General features: G+C 47.9%; 18 protein-coding genes and 2 pseudogenes. 14 read left to right on the top strand and 6 right to left on the bottom strand.

All coding sequences use genetic code 11. From position 1 onward, the window contains the following. The first annotated feature begins 355 nt into the window (after positions 1 to 355). The 7 genes and pseudogenes from WH43_RS09205 to WH43_RS09175 all read left to right on the top strand — a co-directional run bounded on the left by WH43_RS09205 (position 356) and on the right by WH43_RS09175 (position 9,159). On the top strand, positions 356 to 1,600 hold the full coding sequence (locus WH43_RS09205) for an efflux RND transporter periplasmic adaptor subunit (RefSeq protein ID WP_053424323.1): 1,245 nt from the start codon (positions 356 to 358) through the stop codon (positions 1,598 to 1,600). Positions 1,601 to 1,609: 9 nt separating this feature from the next. Further along, positions 1,610 to 4,788 (top strand): annotated as a pseudogene (locus WH43_RS09200) (efflux RND transporter permease subunit). Then, positions 4,781 to 6,205, top strand: coding sequence for an efflux transporter outer membrane subunit (locus tag WH43_RS09195; protein WP_053424322.1), 1,425 nt, complete (start codon positions 4,781 to 4,783; stop codon positions 6,203 to 6,205). The pseudogene WH43_RS09200 and the gene WH43_RS09195 overlap by 8 nt, the downstream one beginning before the upstream one ends. 196 nt (positions 6,206 to 6,401) lie before the next feature. Continuing rightward, positions 6,402 to 7,553 carry a PepSY-associated TM helix domain-containing protein gene (locus tag WH43_RS09190; protein WP_053424410.1) on the top strand — a complete coding sequence of 384 codons (1,152 nt, stop codon included), beginning with the start codon at positions 6,402 to 6,404 and terminating at the stop codon, positions 7,551 to 7,553. After that, the gene (locus WH43_RS09185) at positions 7,553 to 8,011 is read left to right on the top strand and encodes a PA2404 family protein (protein WP_053424321.1); all 459 of its coding nucleotides are present in this window, start codon (positions 7,553 to 7,555) and stop codon (positions 8,009 to 8,011) included. Before WH43_RS09190 ends, WH43_RS09185 begins: the two co-directional genes overlap by 1 nt. 135 nt (positions 8,012 to 8,146) lie before the next feature. Next, entirely contained in the window at positions 8,147 to 8,317 is a 171-nt protein-coding gene (locus WH43_RS20560) for a hypothetical protein (RefSeq protein WP_286049608.1), read from the top strand. A gap of 62 nt (positions 8,318 to 8,379) precedes the next feature. Next, complete coding sequence (locus tag WH43_RS09175; RefSeq protein ID WP_286049607.1) at positions 8,380 to 9,159, top strand: alpha/beta hydrolase family protein; 780 nt, start codon at positions 8,380 to 8,382, stop codon at positions 9,157 to 9,159. On the opposite strand, the gene WH43_RS09170 is transcribed toward WH43_RS09175, so the two are convergent. After that, complete coding sequence (locus WH43_RS09170; RefSeq protein ID WP_053424318.1) at positions 9,156 to 10,172, bottom strand: GGDEF domain-containing protein; 1,017 nt, start codon at positions 10,170 to 10,172, stop codon at positions 9,156 to 9,158. The two genes, WH43_RS09175 and WH43_RS09170, sit on opposite strands and share 4 nt — an antisense overlap. 180 nt (positions 10,173 to 10,352) lie before the next feature. On the opposite strand from WH43_RS09170, the gene WH43_RS09165 reads away from it, so the two are divergent. The 7 genes from WH43_RS09165 to WH43_RS09135 all read left to right on the top strand — a co-directional run bounded on the left by WH43_RS09165 (position 10,353) and on the right by WH43_RS09135 (position 15,338). Then, entirely contained in the window at positions 10,353 to 10,781 is a 429-nt protein-coding gene (locus WH43_RS09165) for a YybH family protein (protein ID WP_053424317.1), read from the top strand. Between the two features lie 9 nt (positions 10,782 to 10,790). Further along, positions 10,791 to 11,135, top strand: coding sequence for a YciI family protein (locus WH43_RS09160; RefSeq protein WP_053424316.1), 345 nt, complete (start codon positions 10,791 to 10,793; stop codon positions 11,133 to 11,135). 77 nt (positions 11,136 to 11,212) lie between these two features. Further along, positions 11,213 to 11,620, top strand: a complete 408-nt coding sequence (locus WH43_RS09155; RefSeq protein WP_053424315.1) for a YciI family protein — start codon at positions 11,213 to 11,215, stop codon at positions 11,618 to 11,620. 1 nt (position 11,621) lies between these two features. Continuing rightward, positions 11,622 to 12,872 (top strand): RNA polymerase sigma factor, encoded by a 1,251-nt coding sequence (locus WH43_RS09150; RefSeq protein ID WP_286049605.1) that lies wholly within the window; start codon positions 11,622 to 11,624, stop codon positions 12,870 to 12,872. 52 nt (positions 12,873 to 12,924) lie between these two features. Continuing rightward, the gene (locus WH43_RS09145; RefSeq protein WP_053424314.1) at positions 12,925 to 14,409 is read left to right on the top strand and encodes an NAD-dependent succinate-semialdehyde dehydrogenase; all 1,485 of its coding nucleotides are present in this window, start codon (positions 12,925 to 12,927) and stop codon (positions 14,407 to 14,409) included. Between the two features lie 73 nt (positions 14,410 to 14,482). Beyond that, positions 14,483 to 14,776 carry a hypothetical protein gene (locus tag WH43_RS09140; RefSeq protein ID WP_053424313.1) on the top strand — a complete coding sequence of 98 codons (294 nt, stop codon included), beginning with the start codon at positions 14,483 to 14,485 and terminating at the stop codon, positions 14,774 to 14,776. A gap of 82 nt (positions 14,777 to 14,858) precedes the next feature. Then, entirely contained in the window at positions 14,859 to 15,338 is a 480-nt protein-coding gene (locus WH43_RS09135; protein ID WP_053424312.1) for a hypothetical protein, read from the top strand. A gap of 174 nt (positions 15,339 to 15,512) precedes the next feature. Here WH43_RS09135 and WH43_RS09130 read toward each other — a convergent pair. From WH43_RS09130 to WH43_RS20010, 5 genes and pseudogenes are all read right to left on the bottom strand, one after another. Then, positions 15,513 to 16,243 (bottom strand): annotated as a pseudogene (locus tag WH43_RS09130) (substrate-binding domain-containing protein). Beyond that, complete coding sequence (locus WH43_RS20555) at positions 16,243 to 16,521, bottom strand: LacI family DNA-binding transcriptional regulator (RefSeq protein WP_286049604.1); 279 nt, start codon at positions 16,519 to 16,521, stop codon at positions 16,243 to 16,245. Before WH43_RS20555 ends, WH43_RS09130 begins: the two are co-directional and overlap by 1 nt. Positions 16,522 to 16,556: 35 nt before the next feature. Then, positions 16,557 to 17,936 carry an MFS transporter gene (locus WH43_RS09125; RefSeq protein WP_286049602.1) on the bottom strand — a complete coding sequence of 460 codons (1,380 nt, stop codon included), beginning with the start codon at positions 17,934 to 17,936 and terminating at the stop codon, positions 16,557 to 16,559. A gap of 137 nt (positions 17,937 to 18,073) precedes the next feature. Further along, the gene (locus WH43_RS20015) at positions 18,074 to 19,357 is read right to left on the bottom strand and encodes a hypothetical protein (RefSeq protein WP_053424310.1); all 1,284 of its coding nucleotides are present in this window, start codon (positions 19,355 to 19,357) and stop codon (positions 18,074 to 18,076) included. Positions 19,358 to 19,386: 29 nt separating this feature from the next. Next, positions 19,387 to 20,640, bottom strand: a complete 1,254-nt coding sequence (locus tag WH43_RS20010) for a cellulase family glycosylhydrolase (protein ID WP_286049601.1) — start codon at positions 20,638 to 20,640, stop codon at positions 19,387 to 19,389. Between the last annotated feature and the right edge of the window lie 11 nt (positions 20,641 to 20,651).

Genomic DNA, 20,651 nt, shown 5'->3' with positions numbered 1-20,651 from the left:
GACAGACCAGTTGCCTGCAGTGCGTTTGACTCTGTAACCCAGAAATAGTTTTAGGCAATCTTCAGCGGCTTTTAGATATTCAGTAAACACAAGGCCCGACTTATCCTGCACTCAAGTTAACAGCCCTTCGAGCAGTAGCCCCTGCTAACCCATTAACTTCGGCTTATAACCAAAGTTTTTTGTTAAGTTCTAAAGATTCTACATTTATTTACCAAACGGTACAAAATAATGATTGACTCTGAAGTGGACTTCTATATATTTACCGACCAGTACAAAACTAACAGATGAAACTAGTTTGTACAACAAAAGTTGAAACCAAATTTCTTTATTGATCGAACTGAACGAGGAACATGTCATGAGCAGCAACAGCACTATTCGTACCTTTGTCTTGGGAAGCATCGCCGCCTTAGTGTTATCCGCTTGTGGCAGTCCTGAAGCCGCAGCACCGGGCGCTATGGCCGCACCGGAAATTAATGTAGCGACAGTAGTACAGGAAAAAATCACAGAGTGGGACGAATTTACTGGTCGCTTACAAGCGCCGGAAACAGTCACTTTGGTGCCAAGGGTATCAGGTTATATCGAACAGGTATTTTTCACTGAAGGCGCTTTAGTGAAACAAGGCGACTTGTTGTTCCAGATTGACGCACGTCCCTTTGCTGCTGAAGTAGCACGCTTAAAAGCTGAATTAACGAATGCTGAAACTGCACAGAAACTGGCTGATAACGACTACCGTCGTGCCGCAGCGCTGAAAAAACAGCGTGCTATCTCTGAAGAAGTATTAGACACCCGTCAAAGCCGTAAACTGCAATCAGCCGCTACTGTGGCTTCTGTCAAAGCAGCACTACAACGCGCTGAACTGGATCTGTCTTTTACCCAGGTCAAAGCGCCTATTTCAGGCCGTGTCTCTTACGCTCAAATCACAGCAGGTAACTTTGTTCAGGCCGGTAGCAGCCAACTGACCACTTTAGTCAGCACCAGTAAAATGTACGCGTACTTTGATGCTGATGAGCAAACTTATCTGAAGTATGTGCAACTGGCGACAGCAGGTAACAGAGCTGAACAGCGCACAGCCCACAACACCGTCTATATGGCACTGGCTGGTGACAGCGAATTTGGTTATGTCGGCAGCATCGACTTTATCGATAACAGCATCAATGCCCAGACCGGTACTATCCGTGCCCGCGCCACCTTTGAAAACGTCGATAACAAATTAATCCCGGGTTTATTCGCCCGCTTAAAACTGGTTGGCAGCAATGCCTATCAAGGCATTCTGATCGACGACAAAGCCATAGGCACAGACTTAAGCAACAAGTTTGTACTGGTGGTGAATAACGAAAACCAACTGGAATACCGCCCTGTCACTTTAGGTGAGAAGGTCAACGGCCTGCGCATCATCAGCAAAGGCTTGAATCCATCCGATCGGATTGTGGTGAATGGTCTGCAACGTGTACGCCCAGCCATGACGATCCAGCCTAAATTGGTGGAAATGGCCACATCTCAGCAACTAACCAGTTTAAAAGCTGAACAGCAGCAGTTAGAGACAGACAGCAAGCAAGAACTTACCGCTGCTGCAGAACAAGCAACGGCTAACCAGGGTTAAGGAACGGATATGTTATCGCAATTTTTTATCAAAAGACCTATTTTTGCCGCCGTGCTGTCGCTGCTGATTTTTATCGGAGGCGCCATCGCCGTCTGGCAACTCCCTATCACTGAATACCCTGAAGTGGTGCCACCTACAGTAGTAGTAACAGCTAACTATCCGGGTGCTAACCCTAAAGTCATAGCGGATACGGTCGCTTCGCCTTTAGAGCAGGAAATTAACGGTGTCGAAGACATGTTGTATATGTCTTCGCAGGCCACTTCTGATGGCCGTATGACCTTAACCATCACCTTCGCTATAGGGACTGATGTGGACCGTGCTCAAACTCAGGTCCAAAGCCGGGTTGACAGAGCCAGACCACGCTTGCCGCAGGAAGTACAACGTTTAGGGGTAGTGACTGAGAAATCATCACCGGATTTAACTATGGTGGTGCATTTAACCTCGCCGGATGACAGATACGATATGTTGTATTTGTCTAACTATGCAGCGCTGAACGTCAAAGACGAATTAGCCCGTATTGAAGGTGTAGGCGCTGTACGTTTATTTGGTGCCAGTGAATACAGCTTACGTATCTGGCTGGATCCAAATAAAGTTTCAGCTGTGGCTTATCGCCAGCTCAGGTATTAGCTGCAATCCGTGAACAAAACCAACAGGCTGCAGCCGGTTCTTTAGGCGCTCAACCTGCGGGTGACAGTGATTTCCAAATTCTGATCAACGTCAAAGGCCGTTTAACCACGGAGCAGGAATTTGCTGACATTATTGTTAAAGTCGGCGAAGACGGCGAAATCACCCGCATCCGCGATATAGGCCGGGTCGAATTAGGCGCTCAGTCTTATGCACTGCGTTCTTTGCTGAATAACAAAGACGCTGTGGCTCTGCCTATTTTCCAGGCTTCAGGTTCAAACGCTATTCAGATTTCTGATGATGTACGTGCCACTATGGCCGAACTGTCAAAAGGTTTCCCTGAAGGTTTAACTTACGACATCGTCTACGACCCAACGGTATTCGTGCGTGGCTCTATTGAAGCTGTCGTCAAAACCTTGCTGGAAGCTATTTTACTAGTGGTGCTGGTGGTGGTGTTATTCCTGCAAACCTGGCGAGCTTCTATTATTCCTTTAGTGGCTGTGCCTGTGTCTTTGGTCGGTACCTTTGCTTTTATGCATATGCTGGGCTTTTCATTAAACGCTTTATCCTTATTTGGTCTGGTATTGGCCATAGGTATAGTGGTTGATGACGCCATAGTAGTGGTCGAAAACGTCGAGCGGAATATCGCTGATGGCTTATCTCCTGTGGCCGCCACACAAAAAGCCATGAAAGAAGTAACAGGCCCTATTGTCGCAACTACCTTAGTACTGGCCGCTGTGTTTATTCCTACTGCTTTTATGTCCGGTTTAACAGGCCAGTTTTATAAGCAATTTGCGTTAACTATTACCATATCTACCTTTATCTCAGCACTGAACTCGTTAACCTTAAGCCCTGCTTTATCAGCACTGCTGTTGAAACCTCATGGCGCTAAACCAGACGGCTTAACCCGTGTACTGAATAAAGCTTTTGGCAGCTGGTTATTTGATCCCTTTAATCGCCTATTTAACAGAGCGTCCAAAGGCTACGGCCTGATGGTACGTAAAGTCATTCGTTTTGGCGGCATTATCGGTATTCTGTATATTGGCTTAGTCGGCTTAACTGCAGTGCAGTTCCAGCAAACCCCTACAGGTTATGTGCCTGGTCAGGATAAACAGTACCTGGTGGCTTTTGCTCAGTTACCGGACGCCTCTTCTTTAGACCGCACCGAAGCTGTGATTAAAGAAATGTCCCGTATTGCGGCCGAACATCCGGGTGTAGCGAACTCTATCTCCTTCCCTGGCTTGTCGATCAACGGTTTTACCAATAGCCCAAGCGCAGGCATAGTCTTTGTCGGTCTGGATGACTTTGACAAACGTGGTTCACCAGAGTTGTCAGGCAATGCTATTGCAGCCGCTTTAAACCAGAAATTTGCTGGTATTCAGGACGCCTTTATCGCCATATTCCCGCCACCACCAGTGCAAGGTTTAGGCACCATAGGGGGTTTCCGTCTGCAAATACAGGACAGAGCCAACCTCGGTTATGAAGAACTGGCTGCTGTGTCTATGCAAGTGATGCAAAAAGCCTGGGCAACGCCTGAACTAGCTGGTGTGTTCTCCAGCTATCAGGTGAACGTGCCACAGCTTGATCTGGATGTTGACCGTACCAAAGCCAAACAACAAGGCGTCAATCTGGACGAAATATTCCAGACGCTGCAGGTGTATATGGGCTCGGCTTATGTCAACGACTTCAACCAGTTTGGCCGGACCTATCAGGTCAATGTGCAGGCTGATGAACAATTCCGTCAGGACCCTGAGCAAATTCGCCAACTGAAAGTACGCAACAACGCAGGTGAAATGATCCCACTGGGCTCTTTCATCAACGTGAAACACTCAGCTGGTCCTGACCGCGTCATGCACTACAACGGTTACACCACAGCTGAAATTAACGGTGGCCCAGCACCTGGTTACAGTACAGGTGAAGCTCAAGCTGCTATTGAGAAAATTCTGGCTGAAACCTTACCACAAGGCATGACCTACGAATGGACAGAACTGACTTATCAGCAAATTCTGGCTGGTAATACCGAGCTTTTGGTCTTCCCGCTGGTGATACTGCTGGTGTTTATGGTGTTGGCAGCTCAGTACGAGAGTTTAACTTTACCGCTGGCTATTATCCTGATTGTGCCTATGACCTTGTTATCAGCCATGACAGGTGTCTGGATCTACGGTGGTGATAACAACATCTTCACTCAGATAGGCTTGATCGTACTGGTGGGGCTCGCGACTAAAAACGCCATCTTAATAGTCGAATTTGCCAAAGAGTTGCAGGACCATGGCATGAAAACTATGGACGCCATTCTGGAAGCTGCCCGCTTACGTTTGCGCCCCATTTTAATGACCTCCATCGCCTTTATTATGGGTGTGGTGCCTATGGTGTTCTCAACAGGTGCTGGTGCAGAAATGCGTCAGGCCATGGGTGTAGCAGTATTCGCAGGTATGATTGGCGTCACTATCTTCGGTCTGATTTTAACACCACTGTTTTATTACACTCTGGCCAAACGCCGTGATCGCCAACTGGCCCAAGGCAGTTCAGAAGTAACAGCTACAGAGGAAAATCATCATGCGTAAAAGTCTTCGTTTGACCGCTATCAGTATGGCTTTAGCGTCCTTGTTGTTTGGTTGTGCTTCGGTAGGACCAAGCTATGCGGCTCCTGTAACTGCCAATCAGGTGCAACTGCCTGCCGAATACAGAGCTGCAGATAAAGCCCAACACTGGTGGCAACAATTTAATGATCCAGTATTAAATCAACTGATAGAAAAGGCTTTGCTGAATAACCAAACCTTAGCTGCGGCAGAAGCCAACGTAAAACGTGCTTACGCCGCCTTTGAAGACAGCGACAATGATAATCTGCCTCGTATGGATATCACCGCCAGTCAGCAAAACAATCAGGTGCCGGACAGTGCGGCGCAAAACGCCGGGCAAATTCAGCGCCGAGCCAATTTAGGCGGTGCTTTAAGCTGGGATTTAGATTTGTTTGGCAAGCTGCGTCGCGCAGCTGAAGCCGCCAATGCCAGAGCACAAGGTGCTGAACTGGCCTGGCAGGAAGCTAAAGTGCAGTTGTTGGCACAGGTCGCCGCCAGTTATGGCGACTACCGCGGTGCACAACTGCGCTTATCTGTGGCCGAACAAAACCTCGGCAATTTACGTCGCACTAAACAGATTATTCTGGCTCGCCGTGATGCAGGTTTCGCTTCCGATCTGGAAATCAGCCGTATCGACGCACAGATTTATCAGCTGCAAAGCACAATACCGCAGTTTGCTTTTGCCAAAGCTCAGGCCAACGCCACTATAGCGGCTTTAGTAGCCCAACCTGCAGAGCAGTTTGTGGTTGCAACGAAAAGCGAAGCTTTGCCTGAGCTGAATAAACCTTTGTCTTTTGCCAATCAGCACAACTACTTAAAGTTCAGAACTGATGTGGCAGTAGCCGAGCGGGAACTGGCAGCCAGCACTGCAGATATAGGCGTTGCGACTGCAGAGCTGTATCCGGAAGTGTCTGTAAGTGGGTTTTTAGGTTTTATTTCCAGCCCAGGCCTAAGCCTGGGGTCACAAAATGAAGCCTGGAGTATAGCGCCTAGTTTACGCTGGCAAGCTACAGAGCTGAGCTCTATTCAGGCCCGTATTCGCGGCGCTGAAGCAGAGCAGCAAATGGCCTTTGCCCGCTTCCAGCAGACGGTGTTTGATGCGCTGGCGCAAATGCAGACCTCACTGCAAGGCTACAGAACCAGCCGTGAGCAGCAGTTAAGTGCTCAGCAACAAGTGGCTGCTACGGAACAGGCAGTGCAGCTGACCCGAGCTCAATACGAAGCCGGCACTACTGAGTTTCTTGACTTGCTGGACGCCGAACGCGAGTGGTTAGCAGCCCGCGATCAACAGGCGGTGCTGTCGGCGCAAAGCTTCCAGCGTATGGTCTCTGTCTACCGTGCTTTTGCAGGGGGTTTAGAGTTGGAGCCAAACACACCACAAATAGCCTTAGTGAAAGAATAAATAGCCTGCAAGCTGGCTGCCGCGTCAGCTTTTATTAACGAGTAACTTTTGGGCGTCCGGTTAGTCCCATTTCCCAACGGACGCCCTTTTTTATCTTCGCATGAACGCCAGTCATCGCCCAGCTATTGATAACCATTCTTATCCGCATTATTATTAAGAACATTTTCATCCCTTGCTGAATAAGGCTGATTTTCCGGTGTTTAAGCTCAAACAACGTTTCTGGTTTTTATTACATGGCTGGGTAGGTTTGCCTGTCTGGTTAATTTTTTGTGCTGTGTGCTTAACAGGCACTATTGCGGTGTTTAGTCATGAACTAACCTGGCTAACCAACCCCAACTCCAGAGCAGAAAATCCACAAAATCTGCCAGTCAAACCTGCTACTGAACTGATTGCCGCCGTCAAAGCTGAAGTACCTGATGCTGAAGTAGGCAGTGTGATGGTGATGGAACCTTATCTGGTGAACGCTGTGATATTTTCCACAGCAAAAGCACCTTTTGGTATCGCTTACGTCAACCAGTACACAGGCAAAGTACAGGAGCTAAACTACGGCCTGAATTTTATTAGCTTTATGCGTTCGTTACACGGTTGGTTATTGTTCCCATGGCAGAGCAGTTACAGTGTTGGCTATTACCTGGTCAGTGGTATGGCTATCCTGATGCTGATGTCGTTAATCACTGGTTTAGTGATTTATAAAAACTTCTGGAAGTCTTTCACCCAACCTAAAATACGGTTCAATCAAGGACGTAAAACCTTATTAACTGATTTACACCGTCTGGCTGGGGTCTGGTCGATTTGGTTTTTGGTCGTGATGAGCTTAACCGGCTTGTGGTATCTGTTGCAGGCAATTTTATGGCATAACGATATTGAGTTTTACCAGGAACCGAAAATTCTGACGGCAGCTGAAGTACCGGCTGCAGGACAAAAACATACAGCACCTTATTCACTGGAAGATGCACTGGTGATTGCCAAACAAACTTTGCCAGAGCTGGAACCGGCTTACATCATGATGCCGGAGCATAACAGAGATTTGTATCGTATTTCAGGTTCTGGTGATTCTGTCTTCTTTGATCAGTATTCTTACACAGTGTTAGTGAATCCATGGACAGGCGCAGTCACTGATGTACACACCCCAGCGCAAATGTCCGGTCTTGAAGTCATTAGCCACATAGCAGATCCGCTGCATTACGGCACCATTGGCGGTATCTGGACGAAAATTATCTGGTTCCTGTTTGGTTTATTGTTATCTGGTATGTCGATTACAGGCTTTATGATTTGGGGCAGCCGCACTATTAAAGCGGCCCGTAAAGAACCTGTCACCAGTTACACAACTTCAGAGGTAAATTCCTGATGGCACAACGTTCAGACAACTGGTGGCAACGTAATAAATTTAAACTCAATGGTCTGGTATTAATTCTACCTTTCTGGTTTTTGTACGAAGCGATGAACCCTGTGTTTCCGGCGTCCTGGCCGACACAGACCATTGGTACTTTTGAAGTAACACCCACTCCACTCACCAACGATGCACCTTACCAGCATCACGGCGATTGGGTAAAAGATTTCAGCCTGCAGTTTTGTGAAGGTTGTGTCGCTAATATCCGTCAGGCTTATATGGCCATAGCCGCAGAGCAACCCGCGATAGAGGACTTCGCCGAAGCCGACTTGAGTATCCTGCACGGTAGCTCTTTTGCTCAGCATGTGCATGCCAAGGCAACAGCACAACCTAAAGCCGGCGATAAAGTCTGGTTATTGATTGAAGACTGGCAGGGTAAATTACATGTAGGTTCCTGGGACTGGCCACAGTCTTAGGATGAACGGCTCGGAGTCAGATTAAACTCTACGGCTTGATTTGACTCTGAGCTGAATTAACTTTTGTTACAATCCTAAGCACAAATTAATCAGCCAAAGCGTTACACTCAGACGGCGTCTTTTATGAGGTTGGTTATGAAACTGTTTTGGTTCGCATTGCTGCTTTCTTCTCAAAGCCAAAGCATGGCGCAGAGCTGGTCAGGCTTTGCCACACAACAATCCTGCCTCGAACTTTATCCTGATTATCAACAACTGGTGAACCAGGCTCGCCAACAGACGCCTGGTACAGTCTGGATTATTGGTTAGCGCCATGGCTGTTACCGGAAAAACAGTTTGAGAGCACCCAACAACTGTTGGATTGCGCCCAGTTGGAATACCACTCTGATCAGTTTTTGGTGCAAGCCTGGGGTCTGCAGCCCAAAGCACCTGAGCCACAAAAGCGGCCTGTGATTATCTACAACAGAGGCGGAAATTCGGCGCTGGGCCGGCTGGATTTTGTTTCAGTGTTGCGCCAATTGAGCCCTTTGGCTCAACAAGGTTTTATCGTATTAGCCAGCCAATACCGGGGTTCTGTACCACAAAACCAACAGACCTATGGTAAAGATCAGTTCGGCGGCGCTGATGTACAGGACATTCATCAACTGATTGAACTGGCGAAAAAGCTACCTGGTGCAGATGCAGAGAATATCTTTTTATACGGTATCAGCAGAGGCGGCATAATGAGTTATCTGACTGCCCGTCAGCGTGATGACATCCGGGCCCTTGCTATCACAGGCGCTCCGACAGATTTAGTGACTGAACTATCACGTTTACCAGAGATGGAGCTTGTGTTTCGTAGTCTGATCCCAAACTACGATCAGAACAAACAACAAGAGCTACGGCAACGTTCAGTACTGTTCTGGGCGGAGGAATTACCAGCCACTTTGCCTGTATTGCTGATGCATGGCGGACAAGATAAAAGAGTGCATCCAGATAATTCAAAACGTCTGGCTGCCAGACTGACAGAGCTACAACGACCGGTACAGCTGATTGAATTTAAAGAGGCTGACCATTTATTAACTGATTACAAAGAGCAGGAGCGTCAGGAAATGCTGAACTGGTTTCGGCAGCACCAGCATGGAAGCGAAAAACCTGTAGCGGCCCCTTAGCAAGCGAGTTCAACCCTATCCCGCCCCAATTCTTTGGCTCGATACAACGCCTGATCGGCACGTGGTAACAGCTGATCCAAAGCACTTTCTGCTGTGCTTGCGATACCTATACTTAAACTGCTTTCTAAACCAGACTGCCGCATCTGCTGTTTAAACTGCTGCTGTACCCGCTCTGCCAGATGCAATAACCCCTGCGTATCCGTATCCGCTGCAGCCAACACAAATTCATCACCACCCAGGCGACAGGCTATATCACTTTGTCTTGCCACAGCAGATAACACCGAACCCAGTTGTTGTAGGGCCAGGTCACCGGCTTCATGCCCATGCTGATCGTTTAACTGTTTAAACTCGTCAATGTCGATCATCATCAAAGCTAAAGCTGTGCCCTGCATTTCTGACTGAAGTTGGTACTGCTCAAATTTAGCCTGAAAGGCCCTGCGATTATCCAGGCCGGTTAATGCATCGGTATGAGCCAGAGTTTCCATTTGCTGGGCTTGCTGGTACAGCTTATCTATGGTTTTTTCAGCGACCTTCACTCGTTTTTGTTGCAACTGCATCTGCTGGTCCAGCGCCAGTTGATAAGCCATTGCATCGGCAATCAGTTTCAGGCTGGTTAAGGTATGCTGTTGAATATGAACGGATTCAGTACTGGCGCCACACAAAGTTCCTATGGTTTGTCCTTCCGACAACACAGGGATGGCAAAAAAAGTTTGCATACCTAAAGCTGCGCCTGCGGACCCCGGAAATGTGGAGGGAACAGAATCTGAGTAGCTGATATTGGCATCAAATAGCACTCGGCACATCGAGTCGGACCAGTTCACAACTGGACCTTCCTCAATAGGCAGATGCAAAGGCCCTTCCACTAAAATCACTTGCTGAGTCAGTGCATTCCAGTCGATACGGGTTAAAAAGGTAGTATCCAGCCCGGTTAAATGCTGCACCAACAGCAGTAAGGGCCGGGCAGCGTGCTCAAGAGCCAGACTACTATAACGTTGACGTTGACGTTGTGGCATAAATACTCTGGTCAGTTGCTGGACTCAACATGTTTTTTAGCACTGTTTTCTTTTGAATCTTTAATTTATACGTCACTTTTACTCAGCAAGAGCAAATAAATTCAAATTATTTTGTTCAAAGGGTCGAATTCAGCCTGGCCGCTTCGACTACAGAGTCATTCAACCCAAAGAGGAAACAACATGACTCAGTCTATTCAACAGTTATCTGCTCAGTGGGCGCAGGCAGTGGTCAGTCAGAACATCAGCCAGGTTATGGCATTTTACGCTGATGAACTTACTGCTTATGACGCAGTTGCTCAACTACAGTTCAAGGGGAAAGTTGCCTATAAAGCTCACTGGCAACGCTGTATGGAGTTCTGCGCTGGCGGCCATTCAAAGTTTGAAATGCATGATTTAACTATTCAGCAAAATGATCAGATCGCCTTTAGCCATGCGTTGGTTTACTGCGAAGGCAGTAATGAAAAAGGCGAAACTCAGGGCTGCTGGATGCGCCTGACCCAAGGCTGGCAAATGCAGCAAGGCCAATGGCGTATTCTTCATGACCATTTTTCCGTGCCTTTTGATATGGTATCCGGAGCGGTATTATTTGAACTGAAACCAGAGGCCTGAGGAGCAGCGATGAAATACTTATGTTTGGTCTACAGTGATGAGAAATTGCTGCACTCCTTGCCTGAAAGTCCGAAAGACGAGGAATGTTTCGCTTACGCAATGAGCGTACAAAACAGTGGCCGCATGCTGGCAGCCGAAGCACTGCAGCCTGTAGACACGGCCACCACAGTGCGGGTGCGTGCCGGTAAAACCTTATTAACAGATGGGCCTTTTGCCGAAACTAAAGAGCAACTGGCTGGTTTTTACCTGGTCGAAGCCAAAGATTTAAACGAAGCGATACAGCTTGCCTCTGGTATTCCGGCAGCTCGTGTAGGTTCTGTTGAGGTTCGCCCTGTTCGGCAATTGGAGGTGTAACATGGATTGTATGCTGCTGACGCCGAAAGTGATCATTAGCCGAAGTGCGATACCGTCAAGACAACTGGAGGTATAAGATGCGGTTTATGCTACTGATGATCCCTAAAGGCTATGAAAGCGCAGTCCCAGGCACTATGCCAGAAGCAGCTGCGGTAGAGGCCATGATGCAGTACAACAGAAGACTGCAGGACGCAGGTATTTTAATGAGCTGTGAAGGTTTGCATCCGCCTTCCATGGGTGCTCGTGTCAGCTTCAGTGCAGGCAAGCCATTGGTCACTGACGGGCCTTTTACTGAAACCAAAGAAGTACTGGGCGGTTTTTGGATAATCAAGGTAAAGTCTAAAGCCGAAGCCATTCACTGGGCCAGTTTATGTCCGGCTGGTGATAACGAAGTGATCGAAGTGCGACAAATTCAGGATATGGACGATTTTCCTGAAGATATACAGAAGATTGCCGCCGACTTCGCCAACATGCAAAGTCCATAAGTTGTTGCATAGCCGGGTCACAGCCGAAACTATTTCGGCACTGTACCAACAAGAAAGTCGCAGGGTGCTGGCCACCCTGATCCGGCTTTTGGGTGAATTTGAACTGGCCGAAGAAGCTCTACAGGAGGCCTTTGCCTGTGCTTTACAACAATGGCCCGTCGATGGGCTACCGGAGCAACCCAGAGCCTGGCTGGTCTCCACAGGACGCTTTAAAGCCATAGATAAAATCCGTCAGCAGCAAACCCAACGCAAATATCAACAGCAATGGCTTAATGAACTGGATGACGAGGCTGAAGCTTTTCAGGCCAATGAAGCCACGAGTCAAAACTGGCAAGACGATGAGTTGCGACTGATTTTTACCTGCTGTCACCCGGCTTTATCCACCGAAGCGCAAATTGCGCTCACCTTACGCGAAATTTGTGGCCTGACGACAGAGCAAATTGCCAAAGCTTTTTTAACCAGCCCTGTCACCATAGCCCAGCGCATAGTGCGGGCGAAAAACAAAATTCGTGACGCCGCTATTCCTTATGAAATACCCACTCCAGAACAATTGCCAGAGCGGCTGGATGTCGTGCTTAAAGTGATTTACCTGCTGTTTAACGAAGGCTATAGCCAAAGCTCGGGCGATCAGTTGCTGTGTGCAGAGCTGTCAGCTCAGGCGATACGACTTGGGTATTTATTGCTGGAGTTGCAACCCGACACTGAAACTATGGGCTTATTGGCCTTGTTGTTATTGCAGGAATCGAGGCGTTTTGCCCGAATCGACCAACAAGGTGATCTGATTCTGCTGGCCGATCAGAACAGAAGCTTATGGGATCAATCCCTTATCCAACAAGGAGTTCAACTGGTCGAACGCTCTTTAACAGGCCGTCGTATTGGTCCTTATGGCTTACAGGCCGCTATTGCAGCACTGCATGCACAAAGCCCGGATGCTGCAAGTACCGACTGGCCACAAGTTGTCGCTTTGTACGATGTGCTCTATCGCTTCGAAGCCTCGCCTGTGGTGCTGTTAAATCGCGCTGTTGCCATCAGTATGGCGCAAAGCCCGGCCGTGGCATTACCACTATTGCAAGTGCTGGAACAAAGTGGCGAACTGGCACAGTATCACCTGCTCGACGCCGCCTTAGCAGATCTGCATCAAAAGCTAGGTCATACTCAACAAGCAAGGCTGTATTACCAACAAGCACTGAGTAAAACCGCACAACAGGCGGAACAAAGGTTTTTGCAAAGGCGTTTAGAGACATTGGGTTAACGCTTAATTCAGGCTACACTGGCAAAACCAGACCTACTCCGGAGTTAAGCCCATGACAAACCAAATAAATAGCCTGTTCTCTTTGCTAAAAGACAGCGCTTTGGTGCATCACAGCAGTTATATAGCCGGACAATTCCAAAGTGGCCGCAGTGGTCATTTTGCTGTGCATAACCCTGCGGATGGCAGCTTGCTGGCCTTAGTGGCTGAAGCAGGAGCTACAGAAGCAGAACAAGCGGTCACAGCGGCGACTGCTGCTTTTGCTGGCTGGTCTGGTCTTACTGCTGCTGAACGTTCTGCAAAGCTGATGCGCTGGAGCCAATTGATGCTGGAGCATCAACAGGACTTAGCCCGTATTTTAACGCTGGAGCAAGGCAAACCTTTAGACGAAGCTGCAGGTGAAATCAGCTATGGCGCCTCTTTTGTCAGTTGGTTTGCTGAAGAAGCCAAACGTATGAATGGCGATATTATTCCTGCGCCTAAAACTAATCAGCAAATTCTGGTACTGAAACAAGCCATAGGCGTTGTGGCCGCTATTACGCCGTGGAATTTCCCTAATGCAATGATTTTACGTAAAGCCGCCGCAGCTTTGGCCGCAGGTTGCACTTTTGTGGTGAAGCCTTCGGAGCTGACGCCTTTATCGGCTTTGGCTTTAGCTGAACTCGCGACCCGTGCCGGTATTCCGGCTGGTGTGTTTAATGTAGTCACAGGGACAGATGCCAAAGCCATAGGACAGGTACTGACCAAAGATAGCCGTGTAGCTAAATTTAGTTTCACCGGCTCAACCTCAGTTGGCAAAACCTTGCTGGCGCAGTGCGCTTCTACCGTAAAAAAAGTTTCGATGGAACTGGGGGGCAACGCGCCTTTTATTGTCTTTGATGATGCCGATTTGCCATCTGCGGTGCAGGGTTTACTGGCAGCGAAATTTCGTAATGCCGGTCAAACCTGTGTTTGTGTGAATCGTGTTTTTGTGCAGCGCCCTGTGTACGATGCTTTTTTAGCCTTGTTAATTAAAGCCACAGCGCCGCTGAAACTAGCCAACGGTTTAGAAGCGGGTTGCCAGATAGGCCCGCTAATTAACCAGGCTGCGGTGGATAAGATCTCCCGTTTGTTAGATCAGGCGCTGGATCAAGGTGCCGAACTCTTGCTTGGTGGCGCTATTGATGCCGACTTAGGACCTTTGTTTTTCCAGCCAACCATAGTCACAGAAGTCCGCCCTGATATGCAAATCAGCCAGACTGAAATTTTTGGCCCTGTGCTTTGCATCAGCGTATTTGATACAGAGCAAGAGGCGATAGAACTCTCCAACAATACCCCAACAGGCCTTGCCAGCTATTTTTACAGCCGCGATATAGGCCGGATTTTCCGTATCGCCAAAGCGCTGGAATACGGCATGATAGGCATCAATGAAGGTTTAATTTCCAATGCCGCCGCGCCTTTTGGCGGCGTCAAAGAGTCAGGTTTAGGCCGCGAAGGCTCCAGTTATGGCTTGGATGATTTTACGGAGTTGAAGTATTTGTGTTTGGGTGGATTGGGCTGAAGGGGGCTCCGGTGAGGCTGCGTTCGAGCCAAGAACACTCGCTTAGCCTCACTTCAAACAATGATGAAACGTAATGAATAAAAATAGATTTACCTGGAAAAACTTTTCTATTAGGCAGCTTGAATTGTATGCGGTAACTGGTTTTTTGTTTTACGTTATGTGGAATAGTCTAGAGCTTGCTCAGTATGTTTTTGAGTATTTCGGAAGAACACTTGAGGGATATGGCCCGCCTCAACAACGTTGGCATAGAGTTATTGCAGGTGGTTTTCTTGTCTGGGCATTAGTCATTACGCTTATGGATATGATCAGCGTATGGCATTACACCAAGAATCCAGATGAAATCCCCAAAGATGTTGACTCCCAATAATCAGAAGGCATTAGAATCAGAACCAGGAGAGAAAAGGCGTAGCCAATGTCTGCTCTTGGCATTTTTCTTAAGGAGATGATTTATGGACCATGCTCTTGAAAACACAGTGACATTAAACCTAGTTCAGCATGGAAAGGTTACCAGTCCACTGCTGATCGTCTATTCAAACCTAAACGGCCAGGATTTTGCTCAATTGGATGTCCACGGATTTCTCAGCAAAAATTACCAGTTGGGTGATCACTTTGATAATTTTTTAGCATTGCGAGCTGATTTGGAAGCGCAGGAAATACTGCTGGCATGTAAGGGATGTTTAAAGAATGTTTTTCCATCTGGGATGTCAAGAAGTATGAGTTTTGGCTTAACCGCTTATGAAACAGATGAAGCCACATTGGAGACAGAACCTGTATGCATTTATCGGCCAATAGTACAGAATGAGTACAAAGATTTAATGACGTACGAGCAGCAAGTCATTTATCGCAAGAAGTTTCTTGAAGAGAATAAAGCGAGATTTATTGAGCGTAACAAGCTTTACGAAGCACAAAAGACGGCATCTCAACGCTAGGTCTTGCGTCTTACCTCAAAGCAATAAACGGTTTAGTATCAATGAATTTACCGAAAAAAAGCTGGAAAAAAGCATAGAAAATAGTTAACACTTCTATCACTCAGAAGCGGGGCAAAAGACAAAACCTTACCCCACTTTAATTTCTGAGTGACCACCATCCCCTTGTCGCGCCTACTAACTTTTTGGCGCATCCGCCACCGAATCCCGCTCTACTAACTGCGGTATAAACAAGTGCGTTCGGCTTTCGGGTTCGATGCTGGTATCACTGAGTTGTATCGCCAGTTTAGTGGCGTAGCTGGCCATTTCTTCGACCGGATAATGCATAGTGGTTAAACGTGGGCGGCAAGCTCGGCTGACGATGAGATCGTCAAAACCTATCACTGAGACATCTTCCGGCACCCGCAGCCTGCGGCAAATAAGGCGTGAATAGCGCCTATCGCCATTAAGTCGTTATAGGCCAAAAGTGCGGTAAATTGAATGCCTTTATTCAGCAAGGCCTGTACTGCTTGCTCGCCCCCTTCCATATTGGCGGTGGATTCTTCAATAGCAGCCTCAGAGAGCTGCAAACCCGCCAGTTTGAGCGATTCGCGAATACCCTGCAGTCGAAAACCAGGGTCGCCGTTTTGGTAAATACTGGTGATCACCGCAAAATTTTTATGGCCTTTATTGATTAAATAATCCGTCGCTGTGCGGGCGCCTGCGACGTTATCCAGCCAGACACAGCGGTTGGCGATAGCAGGCATATAGCGGTTGATCAGCACCAGGCCTGGAATTTCGTTAGCCAGCTTCAGTAAGGTTTTTTCATCGGAATATTCGCTGTGCAGAATAATAGCCTGACAGTTATGATCCCGAAGTGAATCAATAGCCTCCTGCTCCGACTTGGTCTCGTATAACGAGTTACTCATCAGCAGTTTGTAGTTGTTTTCACGCGCGCCTTTTTCAACACCACTGGCGAGACTGCCAAAAATGGCATCGACAATTTAGGGGTCACTACCCCTAAGGTATTGGTAGTTTTACTGACCAGAGCACGGGCATTGCTGTTGGGTCTGTAACCTAATTCGGCAATGACCTTTTTTACCCGGGCACGGCAGGCTTCACCCACCTGATGACCGTCGTGGATCACCCGGGACACTGTAGCTATCGATACACCAGCTACTTTTGCGACATCTTTAATTGTGACCATAATTTTTTCTTTTTTTATTGATTATCTACAGCGAACTAAATCGCTTCTGAACCCTGATTTTTTGTTTTAGCTAAGGCCAAACTGATTTGTTGACTGGCTTGGGCATCCAGATGATAGCCCCGCACGACCAGCAAAGAGCACAAGGCAAAGACCATAGTGCCCAGTGCCAAAATAACCCGCATCGCCAGAATACTGTCCGGGTTTTGCGCTGCAGAAAGCTGTGCATCAAAACCAATCAAATTCAGCGATAAACCAGCCAGCAATAAGGCCAGTGCTGCACTTAAACTGGTGACCCAGCTATGAATAGCCACAAAAACACCTTCACGGCGCTGGCCATGTCGTAATTCATCCTCATCACATAAATCGGCCATCATAGACGGAATTAACATGGTCATAGCAGTCCAGACTGCGGTACAGAATAATGCATCCAGCCAAATCCAGCCGTAGCCCTGGGGCGTAAAAATAAACCACTTACAAGCGCCACCTACCAAGGTGACAACATAAATCAGCTGCAGCGCTTTGATTTTTCCAACACGGGACGATAAAGCTGCGATCAATGGCACGGTCAGAAAACCAAAAGCAGCATAAGCCATCGACAACCAGCCTTTAAAAATGGCCCCCTGCGCTATATCGCCATCAGCAATAAAATACACCAGAAGGTAATAATCCATGCTGGCGGTAAAAGCGCCTCCGGCCATCTGCAACACAGTCAGCAGCAATAATACACGTAAGCCTTTGTTTGTTCTTAAGGTTTTTAAACTATGCCTTAAAGTGACAGGCGGAAAAGTAACAGCAGAGCGGTGCACAACTTCCTTGCTGTAACAGGCTGCTAAAGTGCCAAGCAGACCAAAAATAAACAAAGCGACGCCCCAGCCGACATAACGAATACCGACAAAAACCGAACTGAAAATGGCCAGCTGCGCCAACGGAAATAACCACTGATACAGCAAAGAACCCAGCTTCAGAAAATAGGTGGTAAAACCCATAATTTCAGTACGCTGGTGGTAATCCGGGCTTATTTCATAGGATAAGCAGGTCATAGGCACAGACATAAAAGTGGCGGCGATATAAAACAGTAGCGAGAAAACGACAAAGTACAGCAGATGAGCCAGTTCGCCCCAGCCTGTCGGCACCATCCAAATCAGACCAAAAAACAGACAACAGGCCCAACTGGCGATCAGAATAAAAGGCCGTCTGCGGCCAAAACGGCTGTGGTGATGATCAGATAAATGCCCGACCCAGGGGCCTAATAAAGTACCGAGTAACAAAGGTAAAGTAAGAGCCAGTCCCAGTAAAAATGGGTCTACCCCTAAGGTCATCTGGTAAAACGGAATAGCCAGTACGCTGACACTTTGCTGGGCAAAAAACATCGCAAAAAAGCCAGCGCCAAGGGCTAGCTTTTGAGTTCCTGACACCCGTATCGATCCTGATGCCGATGCAGATGTTGTTGTGTTTTGGTGCAGTGGCTTTGCCATAGCACTCCTGTTTTGTACTAAAAACAAAGCCGATTATAGGCCTGTGCAGAAAACTGACGCAACACAGGCCTTTTAAACTATGGCTTTTGGATCAAACTCACTTCCGCCAGTTCCACTCCATGCCAGCCTTTCGCTGCTGCTGGGCTATAAGCACTCTGATTAAACATCAGCTGTATGCCTTGTAACTGCTGCAGTTCGTTCAGATCCAACTCTGAGCCCTGCTCCACTTTGGGCGCAAAGACCGGCATAAACATAGGGTAGGCCTGAGTGATCAGCGTATCGGTGCGCTTGAGTTTATTCAGCGGCACTAACAGATACTGCCAGTCAGTGCCTACTTTCAGCTCTGTGCCATAGGCGATGCCGTCTTTATCCAGCACAGCAAACTTCAGCTGCTCCGGTTGTTTCACCGCACGGATTTTCAGCGCCACTGTGTCATAACCTTTCAAATTACGTTGTAGCAGGCTGTTGTCGGCAGACAAAGTGGTTTTCAGGATAGCTGCAGCTTTAGGATTTTCTAACGAATCCACACCCAATTGCATCGCTAAACCAGCGCCTGAACTATCAGCAACAAAACGTTGCGTCACAGTCGCATCTTTTGGATACAGGCTATTTTGTCTGTCCAGTGTTGCGTCGAATAACGCCACAGGCTGGCCTTGTGGTTTAAAAGCCACTGTCCAGTACGGTGCTTTGCTGACAAAATCCCAGTCCTGTGGAGAACCTGTTGCTGCACCGGGAAAGGTCAGGTTTTTGCCACCAGCTGTGACCACAAAGGCATATTCCAGCAGGCCGGTCTGAGTCCAGTCCACTGGCATGGCCAGCTGATAACGGCCACTACTCTGAGGGCTTGGTTGCATCTCAAAGGCAGTAAACTTGCTCTCGCCCAGATAACGTAACATCAGCTGCACTTTTTCAGGCTTGTTCAGAGCACCAATATCTACTTCAAAGCTAAAGGGGTCGCCCAACTGGATTTGACGCTGATTCTGATGCACTAAAGCCAGTTCTGTTGATTGAGGTTTGGGCAGATAAAAATCTGTCTCCACTTTATTGGCATACTGTTGTGCCAATGCAGCTTTGGCGGTCAGTAAGTACACACCGGGGCGCACTGTCACTTCGCCATCAGTGGCAGTTGCAACGGCCGTATTGCCGCTATTGAGGCCTTTTAGTTGATAGCTTTTGCCCAAATCAGCAAGGGTCAGTTTCAATTGCTGAGCAGCAGGGTATAAACGCCCTGCTTCACGGCTTAAACTGGAGTTCTGATAAGGATCCTGCAAAGTCAGCAAGTCCGGATACACCTCTAAACGCCAGACACCCTCTGAGACTTTGTCGAGAAAATAAGCACCAGAACCGCTGTATTTCGCCACAGCAGACGAGCCAACACCTGCAATGCTACTTAGCTTAGCTGCAGCTTTTGGCTCTGTTTGGGTGCTGTTGCTGTAGAAGACTGCGTTGGGGTATTGAGCACAGATAAATTCTGCTGATAATCCAGAGTCACAGCGCCGAAGCTGTTGCTGGCCGGGTAATCCGCCACTTTTTCAGCCCGCTTTTGACTACGGAATACTTCAGCGGCAATTTTTAAACTGATGGCTTTAGACGGGGTATACAACAGGTTCAGATGATGAGTGTTGTATTCAGAGTTGGTATGAGCCACAGCCGCAGCATCATAAGCAAACTGAGTGGCCCACTGAAAACCTGCTTCACGGAAACTGCGCGCCATAGCAGGATACATCACTGAGCTTGCCACATCGGCCGCATCAAACTCGTACACCATTTTGGCTTTAGTCGCACATTCACTGATACCGGCAAAAGGATTGGTGTAGTGCGCGACCGCTGGTAGCATATTGCCATTGATCACACTGCCTTTGACCAAACCGGTTGGATACCACTGATAAGACACGCCATCTATGCTGGTATTGCATAAAGCTTTGGCAAAAGGCTGATCATCCCCCTGCTCGCTGGTGTTGTAAAACAAAGGTTTAGTCACGCCAGCTGCCCGAATGGTACTGATTAAGTCCTCAATATAAGCCGCGCTTTGTTGTGGTTTGATCTCATGTTTAGGTTCGTTAAAGATCTCAAAAGCAATAATGTTATCGTCTTGCTGATAACTTTTGCCAGTCAGCGGGTTGACGTGTTTAAACAGCTGGGTCAGATAATTTTTCTGCGCTTTGATAGCATCTGGCGACTGGTTCATCTGGCTTTTGCTGTAAAAAGTTGAAAAACCATATTCCACCGGATCCGGCTCAGGGTAACCACTGCCCCACCAGCCAATAGGGGTAATAATTACCTTGATGCCTTTTTCTTTTAAGCGCAGCAGCAAGTAATCAAAAAGTTGCAGGTGAATATTGTCCTGCAGGTTACCCTCTTTATCGGCAAGTAATCTATCCCATAAATGCACGCGATAAGCATCCAGCCCTAAACGGGCAATATGGTCCACATCCATATCAATGGCAGCGCGGTGATCAACACCCAGACGTTCAATAGAACGATAACCGTAAGCAAAAGGCGCACTGTAATTGACACCAAAAAGTGCCACTTCAGAACCATTCTGCCACTGCAATACACCGTCTTTTACAGAAACCGGATTAGCCGTCGCAGCGGCGCTAAAAAGCGCTGCTACTGCTGTTGTGCAAAGAAAGGCTGTAGACATAAATCTCTGCT

This window comes from Rheinheimera sp. KL1 (assembly GCF_001275035.1).
Taxonomy (GTDB): domain Bacteria; phylum Pseudomonadota; class Gammaproteobacteria; order Enterobacterales; family Alteromonadaceae; genus Pararheinheimera; species Pararheinheimera tangshanensis.
The sequence above is the reverse complement of the archived record's forward strand: the minus strand, read 5'-3'. Positions and strand labels throughout refer to the sequence as shown.

What these genes read in the sequence shown, in the direction of transcription:
- WH43_RS09170 (WP_053424318.1), bottom strand. Translation starts at nt 10,172, where the DNA reads ATGCCACAACGTCAACGTCAACGTTATAGTAGTCTGGCTCTTGAGCAC.
- WH43_RS09160 (WP_053424316.1), top strand. Translation starts at nt 10,791, where the DNA reads ATGAAATACTTATGTTTGGTCTACAGTGATGAGAAATTGCTGCACTCC.
- WH43_RS09140 (WP_053424313.1), top strand. Translation starts at nt 14,483, where the DNA reads ATGAATAAAAATAGATTTACCTGGAAAAACTTTTCTATTAGGCAGCTT.
- WH43_RS09145 (WP_053424314.1), top strand. Translation starts at nt 12,925, where the DNA reads ATGACAAACCAAATAAATAGCCTGTTCTCTTTGCTAAAAGACAGCGCT.
- WH43_RS09135 (WP_053424312.1), top strand. Translation starts at nt 14,859, where the DNA reads ATGGACCATGCTCTTGAAAACACAGTGACATTAAACCTAGTTCAGCAT.
- WH43_RS09155 (WP_053424315.1), top strand. Translation starts at nt 11,213, where the DNA reads ATGCGGTTTATGCTACTGATGATCCCTAAAGGCTATGAAAGCGCAGTC.
- WH43_RS09195 (WP_053424322.1), top strand. Translation starts at nt 4,781, where the DNA reads ATGCGTAAAAGTCTTCGTTTGACCGCTATCAGTATGGCTTTAGCGTCC.
- WH43_RS20560 (WP_286049608.1), top strand. Translation starts at nt 8,147, where the DNA reads ATGAAACTGTTTTGGTTCGCATTGCTGCTTTCTTCTCAAAGCCAAAGC.
- WH43_RS20555 (WP_286049604.1), bottom strand. Translation starts at nt 16,521, where the DNA reads ATGGTCACAATTAAAGATGTCGCAAAAGTAGCTGGTGTATCGATAGCT.
- WH43_RS20010 (WP_286049601.1), bottom strand. Translation starts at nt 20,640, where the DNA reads ATGTCTACAGCCTTTCTTTGCACAACAGCAGTAGCAGCGCTTTTTAGC.
- WH43_RS09185 (WP_053424321.1), top strand. Translation starts at nt 7,553, where the DNA reads ATGGCACAACGTTCAGACAACTGGTGGCAACGTAATAAATTTAAACTC.
- WH43_RS09205 (WP_053424323.1), top strand. Translation starts at nt 356, where the DNA reads ATGAGCAGCAACAGCACTATTCGTACCTTTGTCTTGGGAAGCATCGCC.
- WH43_RS09165 (WP_053424317.1), top strand. Translation starts at nt 10,353, where the DNA reads ATGACTCAGTCTATTCAACAGTTATCTGCTCAGTGGGCGCAGGCAGTG.